Raw genomic sequence first — 21,771 nt, forward strand, 5'->3', positions numbered from 1 at the left:
CTTTGAGCCGCTTTCCAGGCCGGAAGCGGTATTTTTCTTTTTTACTATTATAACAGAATCGAAAAAGAAAAAAAGATCATAAAGAAATAAAATTTTTTTTTAAATCTATTGAAATAAAAAAATTTAGTGATATAATTACAATAAAAAAATTTCTTTATTTATTAACGAAGTTTGGTAAAATTAGTCAAATTACACCGAAGCGCAGACAGAATGACTAAGCCCAAGCGCGCCGCCTGATCTGAGCTTGGCCACCTCAACAGGCAAAGGCCGCACAGGTGTAGTCTCCGGTGTATTTGAATAAAAGCATCACACTGAGAAGGGAGATTTTCTGATGATACCAGTGGAAAAAATCGCAAGCGGTACGTTGAACAACTTGGTCCTTTACGTCGGCATCGTGGGGCTGCTTCTGGTGATCGCCGCGCTGATCCGTCTAAAGGTTCCTATTCTGCGGAAAGCTTTTATCCCCGCCTCCCTCCTGGCCGGACTGATCGGCCTGGCCCTTGGACCTTACGCACTGAAGATCATCCCCAGCGATATGATGAACTCAATTGGAGCTCTGCCTACTCCGATGATCACGGTGGTATTTGCCTGTATGCTTTTGGGCGTTCAAAAGCAGGAGTCCGGCAAAACCATGTTCCATGACGCTGCCGCCGGTCTGGGCTGGCTGTGGTCCAACAGCTTTATGCAGGTGGGGATAGTATCCCTGCTGTGTGCGTTTCTGTTCACCCCGGTGTTTGGGGTGAATCCCCTGTTCGGATCTCTGTTTGAGATCGGCTTTGCCGGCGGACACGGCACCGCCAGCGGAATGGCCACCGTGTTCCAGGACCCGGAACTGCTCAACTGGGCGGACGGGGCCGACCTCGGTCTGACCACCGCCACGATTGGTCTGCTGGCAGGTATTTTCGGCGGCATGATCATCATCAACTACGGCGTCCGTAAAAAATATACCAAGGTCCTCACCGAGCCCGCCACCTCCGGCGATGCCAAGGAGATCTTTGCCGAAGGAGAGCGGGAGACTGCAGCCTATATGACGGTGAGCCAGGATGTGGTAGAGCCCTTTGCGTTCCACCTAGGGGTGATCGGAGCGGCGATCTTGATTGGCCGGGCCATTGTGTGGGCTTTCGGTGTGATCTTCGGATATACGGGCCTACCCCTGTTCCCCTTCGCTATGATAGGCGGCTGGATTATCAACAGCATTGTGCAGCGTACCTCTCTGCGTCATTTGCTGGACCGAGGTATTTTTCAACGCATCCAGGGCATGGCACTGGAAATCCTGGTGGTGGGGGCCATGGCTTCCATCAAGGTTCCTGTAGTGTTGGCCTACTGGGCCCCTCTGCTGATTGGAACCATTGTTGTGATGGCGTTTATGTTGCTCTGGTTCTTCTGGCTCAGCCCTCACATTTTCCAGGACTGCTGGTTCGAGCAGGGTATCATTCGGTACGGTGCCTTCACCGGCGTGGCTGCGGTGGGCTACATGCTCCTGCGCACCGCTGACCCGAAAATGGAGACCGAGGCCGGCACGATTTACGCCTTGGGCTGTCCCTTAATGAGCCCTTTCATCGGCGGCGGTCTGGTCACCACAGCCTATCCCTACATCATACAGAGCCTTGGTTCGATGACAGCTGGATTGATTTTCTGCGGTGCTTCCATCGCCATTTTAATCGTTCTGCGTCTCCTGTTCTGGAATAAAAATGCCAAACGAGAGCAACGTTGAACAGTCTGGAGATATTACAAGTCCTGTTCCGCCGGGAAGACGGCGGGGCGGGGAGAACATAAAGCGAATTTTGGAGGGAAAAGCATGGAAATGAGTGTTGCGGTAATTGGAGCCGGCAACGGCGGCACCGCCATTGCTGGTTATTTGGCCAGCGTGGGGGCGAACGTCCGCTTGTGCGACCTGTTTCCAGAGTATCTGGAGGGCATCCGGGCCGCCGGAGGCATTGACCTGACCTTGGAGGGAGTAACCTCTCACCAGTCTCTGGATCTGATCACATCGGACGTGGTCCAGGCCATTCAGGGAGTAAATTTGATCATGGTGGTCACCCCGTCTTTCACCCATAAAATGATTGCCCAGGCCTGCTGTGGTGCACTGGCAGATGGGCAGGTAGTGGTCCTCAACCCCGGACGGACTGGGGGGGCACTGGAGTTCCTCAACACCGTTCGGGCGGGGGGGGGCCATGGGGATATCACCATTGCGGAGGCCCAGACGTTGATATACTCCTGCCGCAAGACAGGGCCCTCATCGGTAGAAATCTACGGGGTAAAGAAAGCGGTGGCCCTGGGGGCCTTACCCGCCGATCGGACGGACCGAGTGATAGAATTGCTTAACCCCTTTTATCCCCAGTTCGTCCCTGCCTCCAATTGTCTGGAGACCAGTCTTTCTAATATCGGCGCCTTGTTTCACCCCACTCCGGTGTTGCTGAACATCGGGCGTATCGAGAACGATCTCCAAGGCTTTCGCTATTATTGGGATGGAATCACCCCTTCGGTGGCCACCTTAGTAGGGGAGATTGATCAGGAGCGGATGGCGGTGGCCCGGGCTTATGGTGTCAGCGTCCCCAGCGCAGAGGAGTGGTTACGCCAGTCCTATGACACTCAGGGGGAGAACTTGTACGAGCTGATCCAGCACAACCGGGCCTACGAGGACATCCAGGCCCCCAAGACCATTCAGGCCCGCTATGTCACAGAGGATGTACCCATGAGCCTGGTGCCCATTTCCACCTTGGGCTGGATGGCCCAGGTGCCCACCCCAAACATTGATGCGGTAATCCAGTTAACTAGTACCATCTACGGTCGGGACTTCCGAACAGAGGGGCGTTGCGCCAAAAATTTGGGTTTGGAAGGAATGACCAAAAAACAGGTGGCCCACTATTTCGAGACCGGCGAGAAACTACACTGAAAAAATTCCCCAGACCGGGGACGAGAAAGGATGAAGGAATATGAGCAAGGCGGATATCCTGTTTTTGAACAACAGGGACATGGAGGAGCTGGGCTGCGGAGACATGGAGGCGGTCATCCACGATGTAGAGAGGGCCTATCTTCTCACAGAGCAGGGAGATGTTCTGGTCCCGGGTAAGTGTGTCATGCGGTGGGGAACCACCCCAGAAGACGAGAATATCTATGGCCGTATTAACGCCATGCCTGGCTATATTGGCGGAGAGTATGCTATGGCGGGGATCAAATGGATCGGTAGTGGGCCCATGAACTATAAGAAAGGTTTGCCCCGGGCCAGCGTTACGGTGATTCTCAACGACCCGGATACCAAGCTGCCAGTCTGTATCGCCGACGGTACTGAGGTCAGTGCCAAACGTACCGGGGCCTCCGGTGGTGTGGCCATGAAGCTGCTCTCCCGGCAGAACGCCGCCGTCCTCACCATCTGCGGTGCAGGTGCCCAGGGCCGCACCCAACTGGAGGCTGCCCTGATTGTCCGGCCGACCATCAAAAAAGTCTATATCTACGATATCCGAATGGAGAGCTCCCAACGTTTCGCTCAGGAGGCTAGGGCCAAGTATCCCCAAGTAGAGTTTCTCCCTGTGGAGGGGCCGGAGCAAGCGGTGCGGGAAAGTGACATCACCGTGTGCGTTACCCTAGCCAACGAGCCCATCGTCCAAGCGGAGTGGCTGAAAAAGGGCTGCCTGCTAATGAACATGGCCGACTATGAGGTCAGCTATGATTGTGTCAAGCGGGCTAGTAAGATCGTGGTGGATAACTGGGATACCATCAAGCACCGTATGGTCAGCACTGTCGCCATGATGTGGAAGGACGGACTGGTGAAGGATGAGGACATCCACGCCCAGCTGGGCCAGATCTTGGACGGGAAAAAGGCCGGTCGTGAGAACGACCAGGAGATCATCTACTTCAACGCTGTGGGTACCGGTATCCTGGATTTGGCGGTGACTACCCGGTGCTATCGTAAGGCGGTGGAAACCAATAAGGGCACTGTGGTTCCCTATTGGGTATAAAGTCAATCAGGATAAAACGTAGAGGGATGGATCTTTTGATCCATCCCTCTGTTTACAGTGCATCTGCCTGATTATCCGCTGGTCCTCCTGAGCTTACGGCTGGACTAGCTTCACCCGGGCAAAGATGCCGTCCGGTAGTTTTGCCACAGAGTATGCGATATGGTAGGCTAGGACCCGGCTGTTCCAGCGTTGACTGCACTGACATTTAGTTCAATCAACTTTTATTTGAAATCAAAACCATTTGATCTCTTTCTGTTACTAATACTTAAGTTGTCTATGGTAAGCGTCCGAATGACGAATGCTGCCCGCTTCTTCAGAGCATCAAAAGTAACCAGGTAGATTTCAAACTCTGGAATTAGGCGAATGATTAAACAGGTCATCTGCCGCCCAGTCCACAGTAATATTGCTGATACAATGATTCGCTGCTGTATCTTAACTTCTTTAATAGCTTTTATATAGCTTTTCCCAGATGCTGCTGCGGAAGATCGACGAAGCCGGAATCACCGACGCCCAGTGCTATAAGAAGGCCAATATCGACCGCAAACTGTTCTCCAAGATCCGCTAGGACGTCCATTACAAGCCCTCCAAGTCCAGTGCCATGGCCTTCGCCGTGGCGCTGGAACTATCCATGGAGGAGGTACGGGAGATGCTGGAGAAGGCTGGCTTTGCCTTTTCCCATGCCAGCAAGTTCGACATCATCGTGGAGTATTTTATTACCTACCGGAACTACAACATTTTCGAGATTAACGAGGCACTGTTCGCCTTTGACCAGAGCCTGCTGGGCGCATAGAGCCCTATCAAACTAAATGAGGAAGTGATTGACTCACTTCCTCATTCTTTGTGCTGTCTTTTCTTGTAAGTTACCAATTCGGGAGCTTCGCCATTTTCTTCATAAGTGCACACCAAAATAAAATCCATATTGGCGGCAATCCCGAAACACCTGTTTCCACCAAATTTACATTCCAGCTGAGTTCCTAAGTAAGTTGCTCCATCATCCAAAAATTTAGCGAGTGTTCCATTGGGGAGCCTGTACTCAAGATTGATGTATCCACCCACAAGCGCATGGAGCGTTTCGACCCTCGGCATGCCTTCTATGTGTAAAGCATTGATCTCGTCGATCAATTGCTTTTTGAAGTGTTCAAATGCTTCCGCCCCAGCCAAATTGGTGTGTTGCTTCCAATACTTCAGCTTCGGGAGCATATCTTTCATATATGCGCGTGCCTGTTCGGGCGTCAACTGGTCGTTTGCCATGTTTTGTACGCAGACATCGATCAGGTCATCCATGTCATGGTATATGTATGTTCCGTCTGCATAACACCATTTGCAGTATTCTTCGTTAAAGGAACCATCGATCTCCTTACTGATGCTGGTGTCCTCCAAAGGCATCCCACAACACTGACAAACAAGCTCTCTCGGAGAACCGAGAAGTGTGTTGATGGAAACATCGAACAGTTTGGAAAGCAGCTTGAGTGTATCGATATTTGGTGTAGTTTCGCCATTCTCCCAACGGGATACTGCTTGGCGAGTGACAAATACCGTTTCAGCAAGCTCATCTTGAGAGAACCCCTTTTTTATCCTAAGTTCCCGGATCACATCTTTTGTATCCATGGAAAATCACCTCGTGACGATCATACAGCAAAAGCGTCAAAACAGCAAGCAACCCACAGTTGCTGTCTGTCTTAAAATCCTGCGGTAAATTGTCACCTGCCAAGCGACCACTCAATATACAAATCCCCCTATACTGTGCTTGCAAGCCAAACAACACAGTTTAGGGGGATGTTTTATGAAGAAGAATTTGACGGAACTGGTGTTCATCGTGGACCGCAGCGGCTCTATGCAGGGGGGTGGAGGGGGACACCATCGGCGGCTTCAACGCCATGATTGAAAAACAAAAGAAAGAACCCGGTGAGGCTTTTGTCTCCACCGTTCTCTTCGATGATCAGATCGAGGTACTCTACGATCAGGTGAAATTAGGCGAGGTCCGGCCCATCACTGACAAGGAGTACTATGTCCGGGGCTGTACCGCCCTGCTGGATGCCGTTGGCAGGGCCATCCACCACATCGGCAACATCCACAAGTACGCTCAACCAGAGGATGTGCCGAGGCACACCCTGTTCGTCATCACCACCGATGGCATGGAAAACGCCAGCCGCCGCTACTCAGCCCCAGAGGTGAAGGAGATGATCCGGTGCCAGAAGGAGAAATACGGCTGGGAATTTCTCTTCCTGGGGGCCAACATCGACGCGGTGGAGACGGCGGGCCATCTGGGGATTGCCCCTGACCGGGCGGTGAACTACCACTGTGACAGCGAGGGAACCCGGCTGAACTACGAGGTGGTGGGGCAGGCTGTGGCCGCTGTTCGGTGCAGCGCGCCTTTGGACGCCCACTGGAAGGACGCCATTGAGGAGGACTTCCGCAAACGGAAGAAGAGAGAGCGGCGATGAGTGGTCGATAAAACGAACAAGGGACGGAGGTCACACCTCCGTCCCTTGTTCATGCCTGGGCAATTATTTCAGCTTTGCGCCGTCCTGGAAAGCGTTGGCCACCTTCTCGCCCAGCACGCGGTATGTGTTGTGGACGGGGTCGAATGTGATGGGCCGCAGCTTGTCCGGGTCGATCTTCCCGTTCTCATCCAGCACGGACTCATCGGCGCTGACGTTGACGATCTCGCCCACCAGGCGGCAGGTCTCCGGATCGTAGCTCACCAGGCGGCACTCCACCGCCATGGGAAGCTCGTCGATGAGGGGAGCATCCACAAATTCCGACTTGGTGATGTGCCACCCGGCCTTTGCCACCTTGTCCGCCACCTTGTTGCCGGACTCGATGCCCACATAGTCGCAGGCCACTGCCTGCTCCGCCGTGGCCATGCTCACGGTGAACGCCTTGCGGGCCAGGATGTTGGCGGTGGTCTTGTGACCGGTGCTGATGCACATGCTCAACTCCTTGTCATCGCTGATGCCGCCCCAGGCCGCATTCATGGCGTTGGGCGTGCCGTCCTCGCCGTAGGCGGCCAGAATAAAGACCGGCTGGGGATAGGTCCAGGGCTTGGCTCCAAAATTTTTGCGCATAGAGATCCCTCCTTATGTGGTTTTATTATATCACAGGAATAGAAGAAGGTGGGATAATATTGTTCTGATTTCTAACACGCGCTAATCCTTATCTTTCCTGCCAGGGCTCTCTTTTGTACTGTCCGCACAATGGAAAAGGGAGGTTTATGGGACAGCTCCTTTGGTAGAATAAGACCAACAAAAAGGAAAGGAACCATCTAAGGGAGGAGATTGTATGTTCAAGATTGGATTCCATGCCAGCGACACGGAAAATCCCACTGTGAAGCAGGGGAAGATTCTGACCCGGCCTGCCGCGGAGCCGAGGAAATCCGTTGTCCTCATCCACTTTCCTGCCCGTAATATGACGCTGCCCTATTACAACGACGCCTTTGACCTGCATCGGGGGGACATTGTGTATGTAGACGGCAAGCTGGAGGGCTTGCGGGGCCGGGTGGTCGATGTGACGTACAGCTTCAAGATCAGGCTCTCCGACTACAAGCGGGTCATCAGCGTGGCGGACACGGCGGTGAAGGGGAAGCTCCACTTTGCCGGCTCTCACTTCGTCACCTTCGATCAGGAGACCCTGACCTATGAGCAGGTCATCACCTGGTTCAAAGCACCGGAGAAAGAGGGAGAGGTCTATGTGTCCGGCAAGGATGAGACCGGCTTCAGGCTGGACGATCTGGGCACCATGGGGATCAGCGGCTCCACGGCGGAGCGGGGCCGGGACTACTTCCTAGAAAACAGAGTCCGATACATCGCCGTGGATGGGAGCCATGGCCGGGCTATCGTGGAGGGAACCCACCCCTATGAGTTGGAATTTGAATACGCCAATGGAGAGATTCGGGATCTGACCTGCGGCTGCTTTTGCAGCTACCCCTGCAAGCACCAGTTTGCCGCCATGCTGCAACTCAAGGAGACACTGAAACTCATCGGGAAGTACTACGCTGGACAGTATGAGGAGAGCGGCTATTTCGCGGCCGTGTTCAAGGGAACCCTTCTGGAGTTTGCCATTGACAGCAGGGAGACCGGGCATATTGTCCTGTGAGGGCTGCCAGCTGAACCGGTAGAAAATGGAGGCGTCTTATGGATAAATTCTTTGGCCTGAACGGCAACGGGGGGCGGGACTTCGGCGAGACGATGGAACAGGAGGGACAGCAGCGGGCTGAGACCACCGCCCATCTGGAGGACCTCAGGGCCGAGTTGGAATGGTGACGGTGGCAGTGCGTCTGTTTTGAAGAAAGGTTTTGCGATCGATATCCTGATATATGGAAACGCCACCTGAAATCGGAAGATTTCAGGTGGCGTTTGTTGCAGTATAGTTCTTTCACTCCAGCTGCCGGGCGATGAAGTCCGTGATGGCTGCCACCGTCTGCGCCTGCTGTTCCTCCGCTGAGATGGCGGCGGGCAGGTCCCCCTTCTGGGGACCGTAGTTTCCAAACTGGGCGTGGTTGCCGCCCTCGATCTTCACCACATTTTCCGTGTAGTCGATCTTGTCCTCCACGCTCTGGTTCAGGGAACCATAGACGGTGAGGGTGTCCTCTACCGGGTAGTCGCCATACGGGTAGGTTCCCAGCAAGATCAGTCCCTCTACCTTGTCCGGGTGCTCCGAGGCGAACTGAGAGGCCATAGCCCCGCCCATAGAGTGGCCGGCGAGGTACCAGTGCCGGATGTCTGGGAATTGGGCCATCACATCCTCCGCCGCATTTACATCGAAAATGGCCAGGTGAAAAGGCATTTCCACCAGAATGCAGGTGAGGCCGGTCTGCCGGAGCCGATCCAGCAGGGACAGGTAGGCGGCACCCTCCACCTTGGCCCCAGGATAAAAGATGGTGGCGGTATCCGTGGGGTAGGATAGGGAGAGGATGGTCAGATCATCCCGCACCTCCAGATGGTCCTCTGTGGCAAGTACCTCCAGAGCCACACCCTCTGCCCGGTAGTAGTCGGACAGATACCAGAAAAAGCCGCCCGCCGTCAGGACCAGGATCGCCAGCAAACTGCCGAGGGCGATCTTCCACTTTTTGCGGCGGGGTTTTCTTCCTGTCGTCATAGCCGCTCCTCCTTGTGCTGCCGGATCACGGCTGCGATGGCCTCCGCCGCGACGCGGGAGCCCAACGCGCTGGGGTGGACGCCGTCGGCGGCGTAAAGGTCCCGGGTATTGGCCAGGGCATAAAACCGCTGTCCCACATTGGCCAGCAGAGCATGGTTTTCCCGGGCGGCTCTTTGATAGGCTGCGGACAGAGCATGGGCCATCTCGTCATAGTCCCAGCCCTTGGCTGCCAGCTTGGCACCGCCCTTTTGATAGGCCCAGGTGGCGAACAGAACGGGCACCGCTCCGTTTGCCCGGATCTGCCCGCAGAGCCGTTCCACGCTGGAGAAGAAGCTATTAGGGGCGGTGATGGGGCCGTGGCTCATCTCCTGGAGGACTACATAGTCCCACCGCTCTTCCACCAGTGCCGCTTGAGTTCGCTCGCCCAGCTTGGTGTTGGGGTTCAGCTGTTCCGACAGCCGCGCCCCGCCCCGTGTGTGGTGAACGACTTCCGCCCCAGTTAGGTCAGCAAGCATCTGAGGCATATCATTGGTGAAGGTAAAGCTGTTGCCCAGCATGAGAATCCGCATGGCACTGCTCCTTACTCGTTTATTTCACTGCTTTCCACTATCATTATACACGGCCTGATCGGGAGGAACAAGGCCGGGAAGCGCAGAGGGGCCTATCAGATTTTGCGGCGCAAGATACAAAGATAAGGCTTCTGCCGCGTACGGCGGCCATGAATGGGTAGTCATGGCCGCATATTTCAAAATCTGTGCAGTTTGCCTTTTCGTTTTTCGAAACGAAGCGTGACGGAGATGGGCAAGAAATCATGTTTACAAGGAAAATTTAAAACGAATCCGAAACAGTGCGTTGACCACATTTGAGATTGTGTTTGTGCAGAACGTCAAGAAAACTATTGCTTAAAAAGTGATAAAAACCGCCTCAAAACAGATGTTTTGAGGCGGTTTTTGGTCCGAGTGGGGAGACTCGAACTCCCGGCATCTTGCTCCCAAACGGTTAAACTAAATTTTTTGTGGTGATTTGTAGCGCTTTCCAACGCTTTTCGTTCGCTATTGAATATTTTTTGACGCTCTTAAATCCGCTGTTTCCATGTGTTCCGGCCCTGACTGTGGTCAAATATGGGGTCAAAAACGCTTCCTGACCAGGGGCGGCAGGTGGCTGCCGATCCCGGCCCGGAAGCGTTTTTTCGTGAGAGAAGTTACTCGCTTTCCAGCAGTTGCTGGGCGGCATCCATGGCCGCCCGCTTATCCCGAATTCGGGGATCGTCATACGACTTTCTGCGGCACATCCAGCAGGAGCAGTGAATCTTCCCCTTGGACAGCCGTCCGGCGGTGCCGTGTTCCCACGCAAGGACATTCTCTTCTCCTCCAAGCTGGCGGAGGATCGTTTCCTTGCGATGGATGGCACGCATGCGCTGCTTACGATAGTAACTGCGGTCTCTGTTCAATTGTGCTCACTCCTTGACAGTTCAGGCCGTCTGCAAGAGTCGTCAAGGAAACATGCTCTCTTACAGGCAGCCTATCTGCCAAGAAGAAAAATGGTGATAACCCATTATTTTAATCCTTTCTGCGGTTTGGGCTATTGTACCTCTGCCTGGGCCGTTAAGCAAGTCTTTTCTGCGCGGCGGGCGTATCAATTTTTCACACACCTATTCAAAGAATAGGAACTTCCGAAAAGGAAAAAGGCAACAAGAAGCTTCTTGAATTTAGCCGCATTACAATGGAAGATTGATGCATTAAGAAAGTAACTGGGAACCACCATTTTAACAATTCTCAGTAGCGTTTTCTTTAATCCAATTCTCTGGAGTTTTATCTTACAATTGCCTTTTTAATCATTCGAAACAAGTAAAGAGAGAATACGTTCTTTAGTTTGCGGGAGATTTTTCTTCTTTAGTTCACATTCCCATATGCGCACAACGGTCCATCCTCTTTTCTCAAACATCAATGTTATCTCTTTATCATGTTGAATGTTGCGTTCGCGCTTTTTTGCCCAATACTCAGCATGGTCTGCTGGTCGTGTATTTCGACAATCATGCCCATGCCAAAAGCAGCCGTCAACAAAAATGGCAATTCTTTTGTTAAGAAACACAAAATCCGGATGTCCTTTTACATTGTAATTATGCCGCCAACCAGTAATGTGGTTTTCTTTAAAAAGTTTTATTAGGGCAAGTTCTGTACTTTTGGTGTTCTTGCTTTTAACTGAACGCATTATTTCTGATCGCGTCCTTTTATCAAATATATCACTCATAATAGTTATAAATTAGGATTGGCATGATGCCGAGCAATTGTATCAAACTTATATTCAATATACAACGAAACAGCTTTTTTAATCTGACTCCTTACCGAAGCATCAATCTTTAAAAAAGCGTCCGTTCGTTCAAGAAGAAACAAGTATGTCGGAGTTGGGTCATCCGCAATTATTTTGTTTGCTCGCTTTAAGCGGCTAACAATATCACTTACTACTCTATCAGAATAATTCGTCTTGTGGAGCCATGTTTCGAAACCAGAATAATCAGGGATTTCAACAACATATTGAGACATACAAGTTGCAACGAACTCTGCCAATTTGACAGGAACAGCATTTCCAATCATCTGTTCTATGTCAGTTTTACTTCCCGCCCATTTGTATCCAGCAGGAAATGTTTGAATCAAAGCGCGCTCTAATGTAGTTAAAGCTCTCACTGTTTCATCAACAGGATGGGGATCAAGAAGGTGACCAGGATACCCTTTAGGAACAGGACGGTTCACGCCTCGCATTGTCGGCGCAGGTTCATCTATGCTATATATTGCTCTGCGATTATAATTTCTGGGATGCCTATAATAATACTCAAATCCAAGTACATTACTCCCAAAATAATCTCTGATGGTTGTTTCCTTCTTGGTTTGGTGATTGTCTAACCATTCAGTTGCAAAACCATCGTTTCCTCCAAGGATACCTAAAACAAAAAATCTTTTTCTCTTTTGGGGAACACCACAATGAGATGCATCAAGTGTCGTTTCGGTAATTCCATACCCAGCATTCTTAAAAACACTCTTAGCGTAAGCATATGCGACAGAGTCTTTCGCTCTATCAACGTTTTCCATTACAAAGTAGCGAGGTTTTACAGCAGAAATAATTTCCGCAAAATTACCGGTTAGACCAGCCCGCTCAGTTTCTATGCGCTTGCCTGCATGACTAAAATCTTGACAAGGAGGCCCTCCTATTATCATATCAGGAGCTAAAGCATTGATCAAATTTACTGCTGTATCCACATCCGACAGATCTTGTTTATATATTGGGTGCTTAAAATTAAGTTTATAAGTTTCAAGTGCAATATCCCAAAATTCAAATGCACCCACAATTCTAAAACCGGCATTTTGAAAGCCAAGTGAAAGTCCTCCACACCCGGCAAACAAATCAACGACTCGCATATAGACAACCACTTTCTGTCATGTTATTATTTTATAAAGGATTTTAGCATACTTGTGCGACGGCGTCAAGAGATGACGTCATTATTTGAATTATTAGTGTAGTGGAGGTGCGTAGAATGCCTACTGGTTTGTATGGAATTGAGCACTCAAATAGGGATTCAAACGATCATTGGGGCAAGAATTGCTTTAATTCCAGTTTTCCCGCTGCTATGGCAAGCTATATGATGGAACATGATTTTCCCGCCATTTATATCAAACTGGAAGATGTTGATGGGGAATTGAAAACTGTTTCCGCAGAAATTTCTATAAGGGATGTATTTAACTGTGGCGTAAAGTCTGCTTCAGAGTTATCTTTCAATTTTGAAACTGTTTTTGAACCATACCAACAATATTCTTTTGATGCAATTGATGGTATTGACTTGGTTATTAAAGATTTGAATGGCAATTATTTGTCTCCGCTTGAAGTAAAGTTAACAGTACTTCCGACCGATTCTACAAGCCGGCAGACTGAAGATAAGTGGGGATGCGAATTAGTCGTAAGATCAGCGACCACATCTTATTGTGCATTGGGTATGTACGATACGGTTAAAAATGACGCAAGGGATGTGAGAGAGATTTTTGAAGATGCTTGTGCTGCGATTCAGATGTGGGACAATGATTATGAGATGACTCATAAGATGCCACGCATCAGCCAAAGCATAGATACATTTGAACGTAAATATCTCGATAAGCAGAAACCGTTGTTAATGCAAACGATTTGGAAAACGCAGGGTAAATCTCCCCTTCTGGCGGAGCAAGCTTTTGATATTGTCGTTTGGAGTGATTATGCATTCTCGCGATTGTTCGTTGATGCATCTTACGAAGTAGCGGCAACTATGAGTCGCCCAATGAGAGCCTCAGCCCGCCTTGCACGTTGTTTATGGGAATTGAGTAAGTCTGGTAAAATACGAGTGGTGGATATCTATCGTCAGATGGCGTTTGGGAACCAAACAGACAAGGAATTCGCTATCGGAGGTTCAAAGTGGCGTCAATACGTTACTGCAGAACGTATAACAAGACCGTTTCTTCATAAAAGTGTCGTGAATGAGATTATCCAACCAGGCTATATTGAGAAACTGAGTCCAGAACGTAGATTTGATCAAACATTGTATTTTACTGCAAGAGAGACATAGTCACATATGTAGGTTGTAATTATTTATACTAAAAGAGGGTGAAAAAATGTGTGCAAAACTGCTTGGCATTGAACACTCTAATCACTCAAATGAAGATTTGTGGAGTAAGAATGTATTTAACTCTACCTTCCCAGTTGCATTTGCTAATTATTTGTGGAAATGTGATCCGCCTCAGAAAGTCAAGTATGTAACTACCGATGCAAACTTTAATATCGTTATCGATGAAATAGGAGTCGATGAACTATTTAACTGTAACGGACTAACTGCAGAAGAGTTATATTTTTCATTTGAGGATGTATATACGCCGTATGAGAAATTTCTTGAGGGTGGATTCGGCAGCACAAAGCGGCTACGACGAGCGAAAAAAATTGACTTGGTAGTGAAACAGTTTGAAGAAGACAAGGCACCGGAAGATTATAAAAGTCTGCGTGCACTTGAAATTAAAATGACAGTTGTTCCGGATAATTCGACAATTAACACACCAGACAATCCTGGTAGTGAAATTGTAATTCGTCCTACAACTACTTTGTATGCTGCGCTGGGATTACTTGATCAATGTAAATTTTCGAGAGAATTTGCAAACATCAAAGAAACGCTTCATGATGTTTGGATTACTTTGAGCAATGAAAATGGTTGGGAACATAACGCAACGCTAACTGGGAATTCGCGACAAATGAAAGCCGCGATTGCACAGATTTGCAAAAAGTACCACAAAAAGCAAATCCCATTGTTACTGCAGCCTATTTGGAAGACAAATGCGCAAGATCATGAATTGGACAAAGAGCATGCACTTGACCTGATTGCTTGGAGCAATTTGGCATATGTTAAGCTGTTTTTAACCAAGGTTCCTGATACACAGACTGATGATCCTACGGCTTGTCGCGCGGCACGATGCTTATCAAAATTCATTCAATACTTATATATAGGGAGTGGCAGTAGTGATATTGATAGACGTATTAATTTGGGAGCCATTAAAGTCCCAGAGGGATATCAGACAGACAAAGAATTATCGGTAAATGGTGCTGGGACAAGAGAATTTATTACGGCACGTAAGAAACGTGGTGGTAAGAATGATACCTACTATAAGCCACGATTTCCACGCAAAATCCTACATTCTATCATCTTAAATGGCGGGGAAAAAAGGTTAAAACCAGAGCGTCGGTTTGATCAAAGTATATATATTATGGAAAAAACAGGGCTATATAATTCCGGTAATTTTTAATATGAGTAAACATATTTCCAGTTTTAATAAGTGAGTAATCCGGATGAAATCATTATCATTTAATGACTTAAAAATGATACGCTATATCAAAGAATACAAGGGACTGGCGGCGGCCAGTCCCTTTCTCTGTTTTGAAACAGGCCGCTGTCAGAGCAGCACCTTTGAGTTCTTCAGCCAATCCTCGAACTCCTCCGGGGTGATGACCTCCCGGTCGCATTTCTTTTTCATCTCTCTGGCCTGTTCGCTCCAGGCGTAGAACTGCTCGTCGGTGATACGGCCAGCCTTGATCCAGGCAAAGCGCTTCTTGTACTCCTTGCGGTAGGCCTTGAACACCGGATCGTCGGACTGCTTCTTGGTCCACTGCTGGAAGGCCCCGGCCTCCCGGCAGGTCTGCTGACCGGAGGCCACCGGGCGCTCACAGTATTCCGCGCTGACCCGGCCGGTCTGGGGGAACCAGCGTCCGCAGTTCTTACACCGCCGGACGGTGATTCCACGCTCCACACAGCTACGCAGGGAGTAGTCGATCATGTCCGAGATGTGGAGGGGATACAGGACCGGAGAGCACCGGCCCGGCTCCACCGGCTCAAAGCTGAGGGGGATAGGCCGGAAGGAGAACAGAGACGGGTCCTTGGGGGCATCGTAGAGATAGTGGGCCGACGCCTGCTGCTGGGGATCACGCCCCGCCTTGTCCACATCCAAAACGAGATCAAAGAAACGCTGTACCTGCTGCTGATATAGCGGAAGCTGTTTCGGAAGGTCCTGCAGTTCCTCCAGCATCTCCTGATCCTCCCTGCTTCCCCGGTCCTGGTTGATCCCCATGCGTCCAAATCGCTCAAACCAGCGCACATACAGAAGATGCAGGTAGATGTGCTGGCTCCCAAGGTCACCCAGATCCATTAAAGTACGAACCCCAGCATCTCTATCATCCCTGTCGATCAGAAGGGACCAGTTTTCATAAGCCTGTCGTAACAGATGCTCCAGCTCTTTACAGTCTATCTCCAGAAAAGAGAGGAGGCTCTCCAGGAATGGGAGTTCCTTGTAGGTCGAGGGAACGCCCTGGACCCCGTAGCTATCGAATTGGAAAACCTCTTTTTTCTCAGAGAAGTACATCTTGGCATACCACATGTCGGCACCCTCCAAAATAGACAATCGTAAAAAATTTATAAAATAGTCTTAACGAGGGGGTAGGTTCACATGCTACAATACTCTCACAGGGGACTGTCAAAACAATCTTACAATAGTCTAACACCGGAAAATCCGATTGTCAACGGGAAACTGGTCCCAAACATTCGGAATGGCACCTTGAAAACCGAATATCCATCACCAGAGACGATACTCCCCAGAGAAGTAACGCCAGGACGTTGTCACAGAGCACCGACAATTGAGCGTACCAAGGGGAAGAAAACGCTGTGTTGGTCAAACAAGGCCGCAGGGCAGGAACCGGTATGGTGCATGGCCAGACAGATCTAAAAAGACAGTTCCTGCAAAAAAGGCCGCCGAACTGCTGCAACAGTTCAGCGGCCTGCCGCGTTTCGGAAAACACAGCCTGATCTGTGTTTCAGTTTAACAGAGAGACCTCCGAAACGCAAGAAATATTTTCTCTGAATTTGAAACACCGGAGGTACTAAACATTGAAACTGTCTGTCTACAAATCCTACGACGACCTGCCCCTGTTCCTCAACGCCAAGATGGTGGCGCAGGTGCTGGGCGTGTCCATCTCCACCGCCTACGAGCTACTCAACGATCCCGGTTTCCCCACGCTGCGGGTGGGGAGCCGTATGGTAGTTCCAAAAGAAAAGTTCATCCAGTGGGCGGAGGGACAGTCGGGAGGTGTGAAATGAGAAAACAGCACTGGCCCAAGCGGGACTCTATCAAGAACTACTTCCCCCTCCCCAACGAGATCTTCTCCCTGGGACTGTCCGCCGGGGCAATTGCAGTCTACGGATTTCTCCTCCACCGGGAGGACCGGAGGACCTACCAGTGCGTGGCCAGCTACCGGACCATCGGAGAGGCGGTGGGGATGAGCGTCAACACGGTGCGCAAGTATGTGACCGAGCTGGAGGATCGCGGTCTAATCCGGACGGAGCGCACCACCGTCACCACCCGGGACGGCCGCACCCTCAACGGCTGTCTGCGTTACTACATCCTGCCCATCCAGATGTCCATCGAACAGTTCTATGAACGGCAGTTCCGCGCAGCTGACCTGGCTTTGGAACGACAGAGAGCGGAGCAGCACATGGCGGCGCTGGAGAGAAAGGAGTGTGCATCCGGATGCTGATGCAGCTGATCGACTGTATGATCGATCAGGACCCGTCTCTGTCAGCACGGCGCACCATAGACATGCGGCGGTACATTGTCAACCAGTGGAACCGTACACATGAGGAGTCTATCGACGAAGACGGGGTGGCCCTGTTCCTCTGCGATGAGAGCCGTGGAACCCTGACAGATGAACAAAGAATCTTTGCGAGGGAGTGCCGTGAGGAGATCAAGGCCTGCCATCGAAATGCGGTGTTCCAGATGTTTCAGTGCGGCGAGATGATGCGCCGGCATCTGGTGTCCGGCCCAGAGGAATACTTCGGGATCTTTTTGCCGCAGTACGCCGTCCCCTGCAGCAAGCAACTCTCCCCGTGTAACGGCCTGTGAGCCGTTATGTGCCCCCAAAGAGGGCTTTCAGGGCGGATTTGGCCCGATTTTGGGCAAGGCTTCAGGACAGGGCAAAATGGGGCCCCCGGCGAAACCCAGCGGAGCGGGTTCGCTGGGGAGAGGCGGAGCAGCGGAATGAGCGAGTTTTCACCCCTGCGGGGGCGGAAACGAGGGATATGGAGCTTGCGACGACGAGGAGCAGGAGAAAGCCCTGGCGCTTTTGTTGCGCCTGGGCGGTCACTTCCGCCCGCAGTGCGGGCGGTTTCAGGGGTTGGAGTTGGCGCTGTTCCGACCAACCCGATTTGAGATTGGCGCTGTTTTTTCTCAAAAGCCGCCTGAATCCCCGCTGTGACAGGCTTTCGGGCGGCGCTGATGCAATAAGGAGAGGATTTTGAATTTGAAAAAGGAAAATAAGAAACATTCCGTCTGGCTCAGTGAATCCGCCTGGACCGAGGTGGAATCGCGCTACCGGCGAGATAACTGCTCTACCAGAAATGAATTTATCGAAAAGGCCATCCGGTTCTACTCCGGTTACCTGGACACGGAATCTGCCGATGCTTACCTGCCCCGGGTCCTGGCCGATGTGCTGGAGGGCAAGCTGGGAGCTCTGGGCAAACGGATGGGTCACCTGCTGTTCAAGCTGTCGGCGGACCAAAACCTCATGGGGAATATCCTGGCCGCTGATATAGAGATCGACCCGGATCAGCTGCGAAAAGCCCGGGTACGGTGCGTCAAAGAGGTGAAGGAAACCAACGGTGAGATTAGTTTCGAAGACGCTGTCCGCTATCAACAGGAGGCTGAGTGATGCCGGGGTTGATCCAGAAGTCAGGCTACATCAAGCCGGGAAACGGCGGCGGACACTACGCCGAGTACATCGCCACCCGGGAGGGTGTGGAGCTCATCGAGGCTCCGCACCACGCACACGACGGCGGCGGCTACCTGGAATATATGGCCCAGCGTCCCCGCTCTCACGGCCTGTTCTCCGCCGGCGGTTCCGCTGATCTGGAGAAAACCATGGAGGAGATCAACGGGCACACCGGGCCGGTGTGGACCTTCGTCTACTCCCTGAAACGGGAGGACGCTCACCGGCTGGGCTATGAGAACAGCAAGAGCTGGCGCAGGTTATTGCTGGCTCATCAAGCAGAATTGGCGACAGCGATGAAAATACCGCCAAGCAGTTTTCGTTGGTGTGCCGCCTTCCACGATGAGAAACACCATCCCCACATCCACATGATGGTCTGGTCGGCGGACCCCAAGCAGGGGTATCTCACGGAAAAAGGGATCGAGAACATGCGCTCCCAGCTGTCCAATGAGATCTTTCGAGACGGGTTGTTGTCCCTGTATCAGCAGAAAGACCTGTCCTATCAACAGGTTCGGAACCAGGCGGCGGAGACCATGGGACGGCTCATCCGGGAGATGGAAACAGGTCTGTGCCACAGCCCGACCATTGCAGAGCAGATGGAGACGCTGGCCAAAATGCTGGAGGAGCACCAGGGCAAGAAGGTCTACGGCTATTTGAAAAAACCGGTAAAGGCGCGAGTGGATGCCATCGTGGATGAACTGGCCAAGGTACCGGAGGTGGCGGAGTGCTATGAACAGTGGAATCAACTCCGGGATGAACTGGAGCGTTACTACAAGGATTCGCCCAGAGAACACCTGCCCCTCTCCCAGCAGAAGGAGTTCAAAGCCATCAAGAACATGGTCATCCGGGAGGCGGAGCGGCTCCGGTTGGGCACGGTTACCTTCGAGGATGTCCGCGTGAGAGATGAAGCGGATGAGGACCAGGATGCGGTGTACTTCGTCTGGGACTCCGACTGGCAGATGACCGAGGCCTACCAGAGTGCCAAGGAGGTGCTGGAGGAGTACGAAAACCCAGAGAGCGAAAAAGCGGAGCAGGTACAGGTGCTGGAACAGCTCTGGCAGAGAGGGTTCTCCCTGGCCGCCTATCAGCTGGGCAAGTGCTGGCGGGACGGGCGGGGCGTTCTCCCCGATGACCATCAGGCGGAACTGTGGTTCCGGCGGGCGGCTGACGCGGGATATGACTTCGCCCAATACGCGCTGGGAAAACTCCTGCAAAGTCAGAAGAGAACGGATGAGGCGGTATCCTGGTATGGAAAAGCGGCGGCGCAGGGGAACTCCTGGGCTGCCTACCGCCTGGGAAAGCTGTATCTGGAGGGGGAAGATGTCCCGAAAGACGTGCCAAAAGCGGTGGCCTATCTCACCGACTCCGCCGAACACGGGAACCAGTATGCCCAGTACACTCTGGGAAAACTGTACTTCACCGGCCAGGATGTCAAACAGGATCGGGGGCGGGCCTGGGAATATTTCTGCCAATCGGCAGAACAGGGAAACGAGTACGCCGCCTTCTTTCTGGAACACTTCGACCGGGTGCGCAGGCCCAATGTATTCCTGTCGGCCACCCGGCTGCTCCACCACCTGGGCCAGATTTTTCGTGACAACTCGGTGCCGCCTGCCGCTCCGGTGGGACAGCGGGTGGACCGAAAGCTGCGGCGGAAAATCCAGGAAAAGAAAATCGCCATGGGCCACAAGCCGGACGACCATGAGGAGGCTCCCCGGCAGGACATGGGCGGCATGACCATGGGGTGGTAGGTATATCAGAAACTGCGCCGCAGAGTCAAAGATAAAAGCCCCCCGCAGATGATAACTTTCTGAAAATAGTTGCGGTTGGGGGTGGCTATTTTGATGCAGTTCGGGTATTGTGTGTTGCTGAAAAGGAGGCGGCACACATGAACGACTACATGAAGGCCCTGCACCAGCGGTTCTGTCAGGAGCCGGAGGGCACTGAGGAAGAGCGGGAAATGGACTAGGCGGAGCAGGCCCTGAAAGCCACACTGGACCGGGAGCAGTGGAAGCTCCTGCTGGCCCTGGTGAACGCCCAGTCCCTGTGGCAGGAGCGCACCTCCCTGGAGGGCTTCACCGCCGGTCTCCGTCTGGGGCTGAGCATCGCCGGGGAACTGGAGCCCTACTCCTTCGACACCGACCAAGAGGAACAGGCCAGGCGGAAGATAGAGGCAGAAGGATCTATCTGAGAAACCACAACATCATAAACAGAGAAAGCAGGTGAATCAATATGGGAAAGCGACGACCGTCCGGCGACGGCATGGTGAGAAAAAGAGAGGACGGCCGCTGGGAGGGCCGCATCGTGGTGGGCCACAAGCAAAACGGCGAGCCCATCTTCCGGTATGTCCTGGCCAAAACCCAGAAGGAACTGCTGGAGAAGCTCCACCGAGATCTGGAGGCCTTTCAGGATGTGGAGCTCACCGAGGACAGCCGCATGACCCTTGGCGAGTGGCTGGACCGGTGGATGGAGGACTACGGCGCTGCCACCCTGCGGCCCAACACCCTGCGCAGCTACGAGCAGTTCATCCGGTGCTACATCAAACCCTATCTGGGGGACAAGATCGTCTCCCGGGTGACCCGCATGGACATCCAGAAGCTGTACCGAAAGCTGAAACACGAGGGCCGCGTCCGTGAGCACCCGGAACACGGCCATGAATTGTCGGACACCATGGTGCTCCGCATCCACGCCATGCTCCACCGCTGCCTGAAGGATGCGGAGGCCGCCCATGTGATCGCCCGGAACCCCACCGACGGGGCCGTGGTGCCCAAGGCCAGCTATCGACCCAAGCAGATCCTCACGAAGGAGCAGATGGACACATTCTTGGCAGCGGTGGACCGCAACGAGATCTGGCGGGACTTCTTCTACACGGAACTGACCACCGGCCTGCGCCGGGGCGAGATCTGCGGCCTCATGTGGCAGGACTTCGACGAGAAGGCCGGGACGCTGAAGGTCCTCCGGTCGGTGAATGTCCCCAAGGCTGGGGAGCTGGAGATTGGCGAGACGAAGACCAGCCAGGGCCGGCGGACCATCCGTCTGCCGCCCAGCACCGTCCAGCGGCTGAAGGAGCGGAAGAAGCACGCCGTCAGCCAGTGGATCTTCCCGGAACCGCTGGCTCCGGAGAAGCCGGTGCGCCCCAGCGCCGCCTACTACTGGATGAAGCGGATCTTAAGAGTGGCCGACCTGCCTGCGATCCGATTCCACGATCTTCGACACACGTATGCACAATTCGACAAAGGCCCTCTTTCTTCAACAGGATTTGCAGTCGAAACCCCGCCACCCTTTTTGTTCCTCCCAATTTTCTTTTGTGTTCCTACGATACTAACGCCTCTTAGAGCACAAGGTTTTGAAGCGACCGTGAACACGGAAAAGAATTGAGGCTTTTGTTTTGGCATATTACATATTT

The 21,771-nt window shown here is 52.2% G+C and carries 22 protein-coding genes and 2 pseudogenes; 16 read left to right on the forward strand and 8 right to left on the reverse strand.

All coding sequences use genetic code 11. The features are described 5' to 3' along the window. Positions 1–331 precede the first annotated feature (331 nt). The 4 genes and pseudogenes from ACEVJK_RS11265 to ACEVJK_RS11280 all read left to right on the forward strand — a co-directional run. Positions 332–1,714, forward strand: coding sequence for a sodium/glutamate symporter (locus ACEVJK_RS11265; RefSeq protein WP_240287917.1), 1,383 nt, complete (start codon positions 332–334; stop codon positions 1,712–1,714). Positions 1,715–1,798: 84 nt separating this feature from the next. After that, entirely contained in the window at positions 1,799–2,896 is a 1,098-nt protein-coding gene (locus ACEVJK_RS11270; RefSeq protein ID WP_240287915.1) for an NAD/NADP-dependent octopine/nopaline dehydrogenase family protein, read from the forward strand. Between the two features lie 40 nt (positions 2,897–2,936). Then, the gene (locus ACEVJK_RS11275; protein WP_374740591.1) at positions 2,937–3,959 is read left to right on the forward strand and encodes an ornithine cyclodeaminase family protein; all 1,023 of its coding nucleotides are present in this window, start codon (positions 2,937–2,939) and stop codon (positions 3,957–3,959) included. A 457-nt stretch (positions 3,960–4,416) separates the two neighbouring features. Then, positions 4,417–4,749 (forward strand): annotated as a pseudogene (locus ACEVJK_RS11280) (RNase III inhibitor); the annotation flags it as partial. A gap of 41 nt (positions 4,750–4,790) precedes the next feature. Here the strand turns inward: ACEVJK_RS11280 and ACEVJK_RS11285 are convergent. Continuing rightward, positions 4,791–5,567, reverse strand: a complete 777-nt coding sequence (locus ACEVJK_RS11285; RefSeq protein ID WP_240287911.1) for a zinc ribbon domain-containing protein — start codon at positions 5,565–5,567, stop codon at positions 4,791–4,793. 175 nt (positions 5,568–5,742) lie between these two features. On the opposite strand from ACEVJK_RS11285, the pseudogene ACEVJK_RS11290 reads away from it, so the two are divergent. Beyond that, a pseudogene (locus ACEVJK_RS11290) lies at positions 5,743–6,403 on the forward strand (hypothetical protein). Positions 6,404–6,466: 63 nt separating this feature from the next. On the opposite strand, the gene ACEVJK_RS11295 reads toward ACEVJK_RS11290, so the two are convergent. Then, on the reverse strand, positions 6,467–7,027 hold the full coding sequence (locus ACEVJK_RS11295) for a flavin reductase family protein (RefSeq protein WP_374740592.1): 561 nt from the start codon (positions 7,025–7,027) through the stop codon (positions 6,467–6,469). Positions 7,028–7,241: 214 nt separating this feature from the next. Between ACEVJK_RS11295 and ACEVJK_RS11300 the strand changes: the two genes are divergently transcribed. Together ACEVJK_RS11300 and ACEVJK_RS11305 are read left to right on the forward strand one after the other, a co-directional pair. Further along, complete coding sequence (locus ACEVJK_RS11300; RefSeq protein ID WP_374740593.1) at positions 7,242–8,054, forward strand: SWIM zinc finger domain-containing protein; 813 nt, start codon at positions 7,242–7,244, stop codon at positions 8,052–8,054. 38 nt (positions 8,055–8,092) lie between these two features. Next, positions 8,093–8,221, forward strand: coding sequence for a hypothetical protein (locus tag ACEVJK_RS11305; protein WP_263858386.1), 129 nt, complete (start codon positions 8,093–8,095; stop codon positions 8,219–8,221). Positions 8,222–8,333: 112 nt separating this feature from the next. On the opposite strand, the gene ACEVJK_RS11310 is transcribed toward ACEVJK_RS11305, so the two are convergent. From ACEVJK_RS11310 to ACEVJK_RS11330, 5 genes are all read right to left on the reverse strand, one after another. Next, positions 8,334–9,056, reverse strand: a complete 723-nt coding sequence (locus tag ACEVJK_RS11310; RefSeq protein WP_240287905.1) for an alpha/beta fold hydrolase — start codon at positions 9,054–9,056, stop codon at positions 8,334–8,336. Then, positions 9,053–9,625, reverse strand: a complete 573-nt coding sequence (locus ACEVJK_RS11315; RefSeq protein WP_374740594.1) for an SGNH/GDSL hydrolase family protein — start codon at positions 9,623–9,625, stop codon at positions 9,053–9,055. The genes ACEVJK_RS11310 and ACEVJK_RS11315 overlap by 4 nt, the downstream gene beginning before the upstream one ends. A gap of 632 nt (positions 9,626–10,257) precedes the next feature. Then, complete coding sequence (locus tag ACEVJK_RS11320; protein ID WP_374740595.1) at positions 10,258–10,506, reverse strand: hypothetical protein; 249 nt, start codon at positions 10,504–10,506, stop codon at positions 10,258–10,260. A gap of 380 nt (positions 10,507–10,886) precedes the next feature. Next, positions 10,887–11,306 (reverse strand): very short patch repair endonuclease, encoded by a 420-nt coding sequence (locus ACEVJK_RS11325; protein WP_087287388.1) that lies wholly within the window; start codon positions 11,304–11,306, stop codon positions 10,887–10,889. Between the two features lie 5 nt (positions 11,307–11,311). Then, a complete protein-coding gene (locus tag ACEVJK_RS11330) occupies positions 11,312–12,469 on the reverse strand; it encodes a DNA cytosine methyltransferase (protein WP_262669875.1) in 1,158 nt (385 codons plus the stop codon). Positions 12,470–12,585: 116 nt separating this feature from the next. Here ACEVJK_RS11330 and ACEVJK_RS11335 point away from each other — a divergent pair, with 116 nt between their 5' ends. Together ACEVJK_RS11335 and ACEVJK_RS11340 are read left to right on the forward strand one after the other, a co-directional pair. Further along, positions 12,586–13,641, forward strand: coding sequence for a HindVP family restriction endonuclease (locus tag ACEVJK_RS11335; RefSeq protein WP_262669874.1), 1,056 nt, complete (start codon positions 12,586–12,588; stop codon positions 13,639–13,641). Between the two features lie 46 nt (positions 13,642–13,687). Further along, positions 13,688–14,863: a HindVP family restriction endonuclease gene (locus ACEVJK_RS11340; protein ID WP_374740596.1), complete on the forward strand. Its 1,176-nt coding sequence runs from the start codon at positions 13,688–13,690 to the stop codon at positions 14,861–14,863. Between the two features lie 147 nt (positions 14,864–15,010). Here ACEVJK_RS11340 and ACEVJK_RS11345 read toward each other — a convergent pair whose 3' ends face one another. Then, positions 15,011–15,988, reverse strand: coding sequence for a DUF6076 domain-containing protein (locus ACEVJK_RS11345; protein WP_374740597.1), 978 nt, complete (start codon positions 15,986–15,988; stop codon positions 15,011–15,013). A gap of 506 nt (positions 15,989–16,494) precedes the next feature. Here ACEVJK_RS11345 and ACEVJK_RS11350 point away from each other — a divergent pair. The 7 genes from ACEVJK_RS11350 to ACEVJK_RS11380 all read left to right on the forward strand — a co-directional run bounded on the left by ACEVJK_RS11350 (position 16,495) and on the right by ACEVJK_RS11380 (position 21,743). After that, positions 16,495–16,704, forward strand: a complete 210-nt coding sequence (locus tag ACEVJK_RS11350; protein WP_262669871.1) for a helix-turn-helix domain-containing protein — start codon at positions 16,495–16,497, stop codon at positions 16,702–16,704. Next, positions 16,701–17,141 (forward strand): helix-turn-helix domain-containing protein, encoded by a 441-nt coding sequence (locus tag ACEVJK_RS11355; protein ID WP_374740598.1) that lies wholly within the window; start codon positions 16,701–16,703, stop codon positions 17,139–17,141. Before ACEVJK_RS11350 ends, ACEVJK_RS11355 begins: the two co-directional genes overlap by 4 nt. After that, a complete protein-coding gene (locus tag ACEVJK_RS11360) occupies positions 17,135–17,506 on the forward strand; it encodes a hypothetical protein (protein WP_374740599.1) in 372 nt (123 codons plus the stop codon). Before ACEVJK_RS11355 ends, ACEVJK_RS11360 begins: the two co-directional genes overlap by 7 nt. 397 nt (positions 17,507–17,903) lie before the next feature. Continuing rightward, positions 17,904–18,311, forward strand: coding sequence for a hypothetical protein (locus tag ACEVJK_RS11365; RefSeq protein WP_374740600.1), 408 nt, complete (start codon positions 17,904–17,906; stop codon positions 18,309–18,311). Continuing rightward, a complete protein-coding gene (mobP3, locus tag ACEVJK_RS11370) occupies positions 18,311–20,116 on the forward strand; it encodes a MobP3 family relaxase (protein ID WP_374740601.1) in 1,806 nt (601 codons plus the stop codon). Before ACEVJK_RS11365 ends, mobP3 begins: the two co-directional genes overlap by 1 nt. A gap of 278 nt (positions 20,117–20,394) precedes the next feature. Further along, positions 20,395–20,556, forward strand: a complete 162-nt coding sequence (locus ACEVJK_RS11375; RefSeq protein ID WP_262669866.1) for a hypothetical protein — start codon at positions 20,395–20,397, stop codon at positions 20,554–20,556. 41 nt (positions 20,557–20,597) lie between these two features. Next, complete coding sequence (locus ACEVJK_RS11380) at positions 20,598–21,743, forward strand: tyrosine-type recombinase/integrase (RefSeq protein ID WP_374740602.1); 1,146 nt, start codon at positions 20,598–20,600, stop codon at positions 21,741–21,743. The last annotated feature ends 28 nt before the right edge of the window (positions 21,744–21,771 follow it).

Source organism: Flintibacter sp. P01028 (genome assembly GCF_041925235.1).
GTDB classification, from domain to species: Bacteria; Bacillota; Clostridia; order Oscillospirales; family Oscillospiraceae; genus Lawsonibacter; species Lawsonibacter aceti.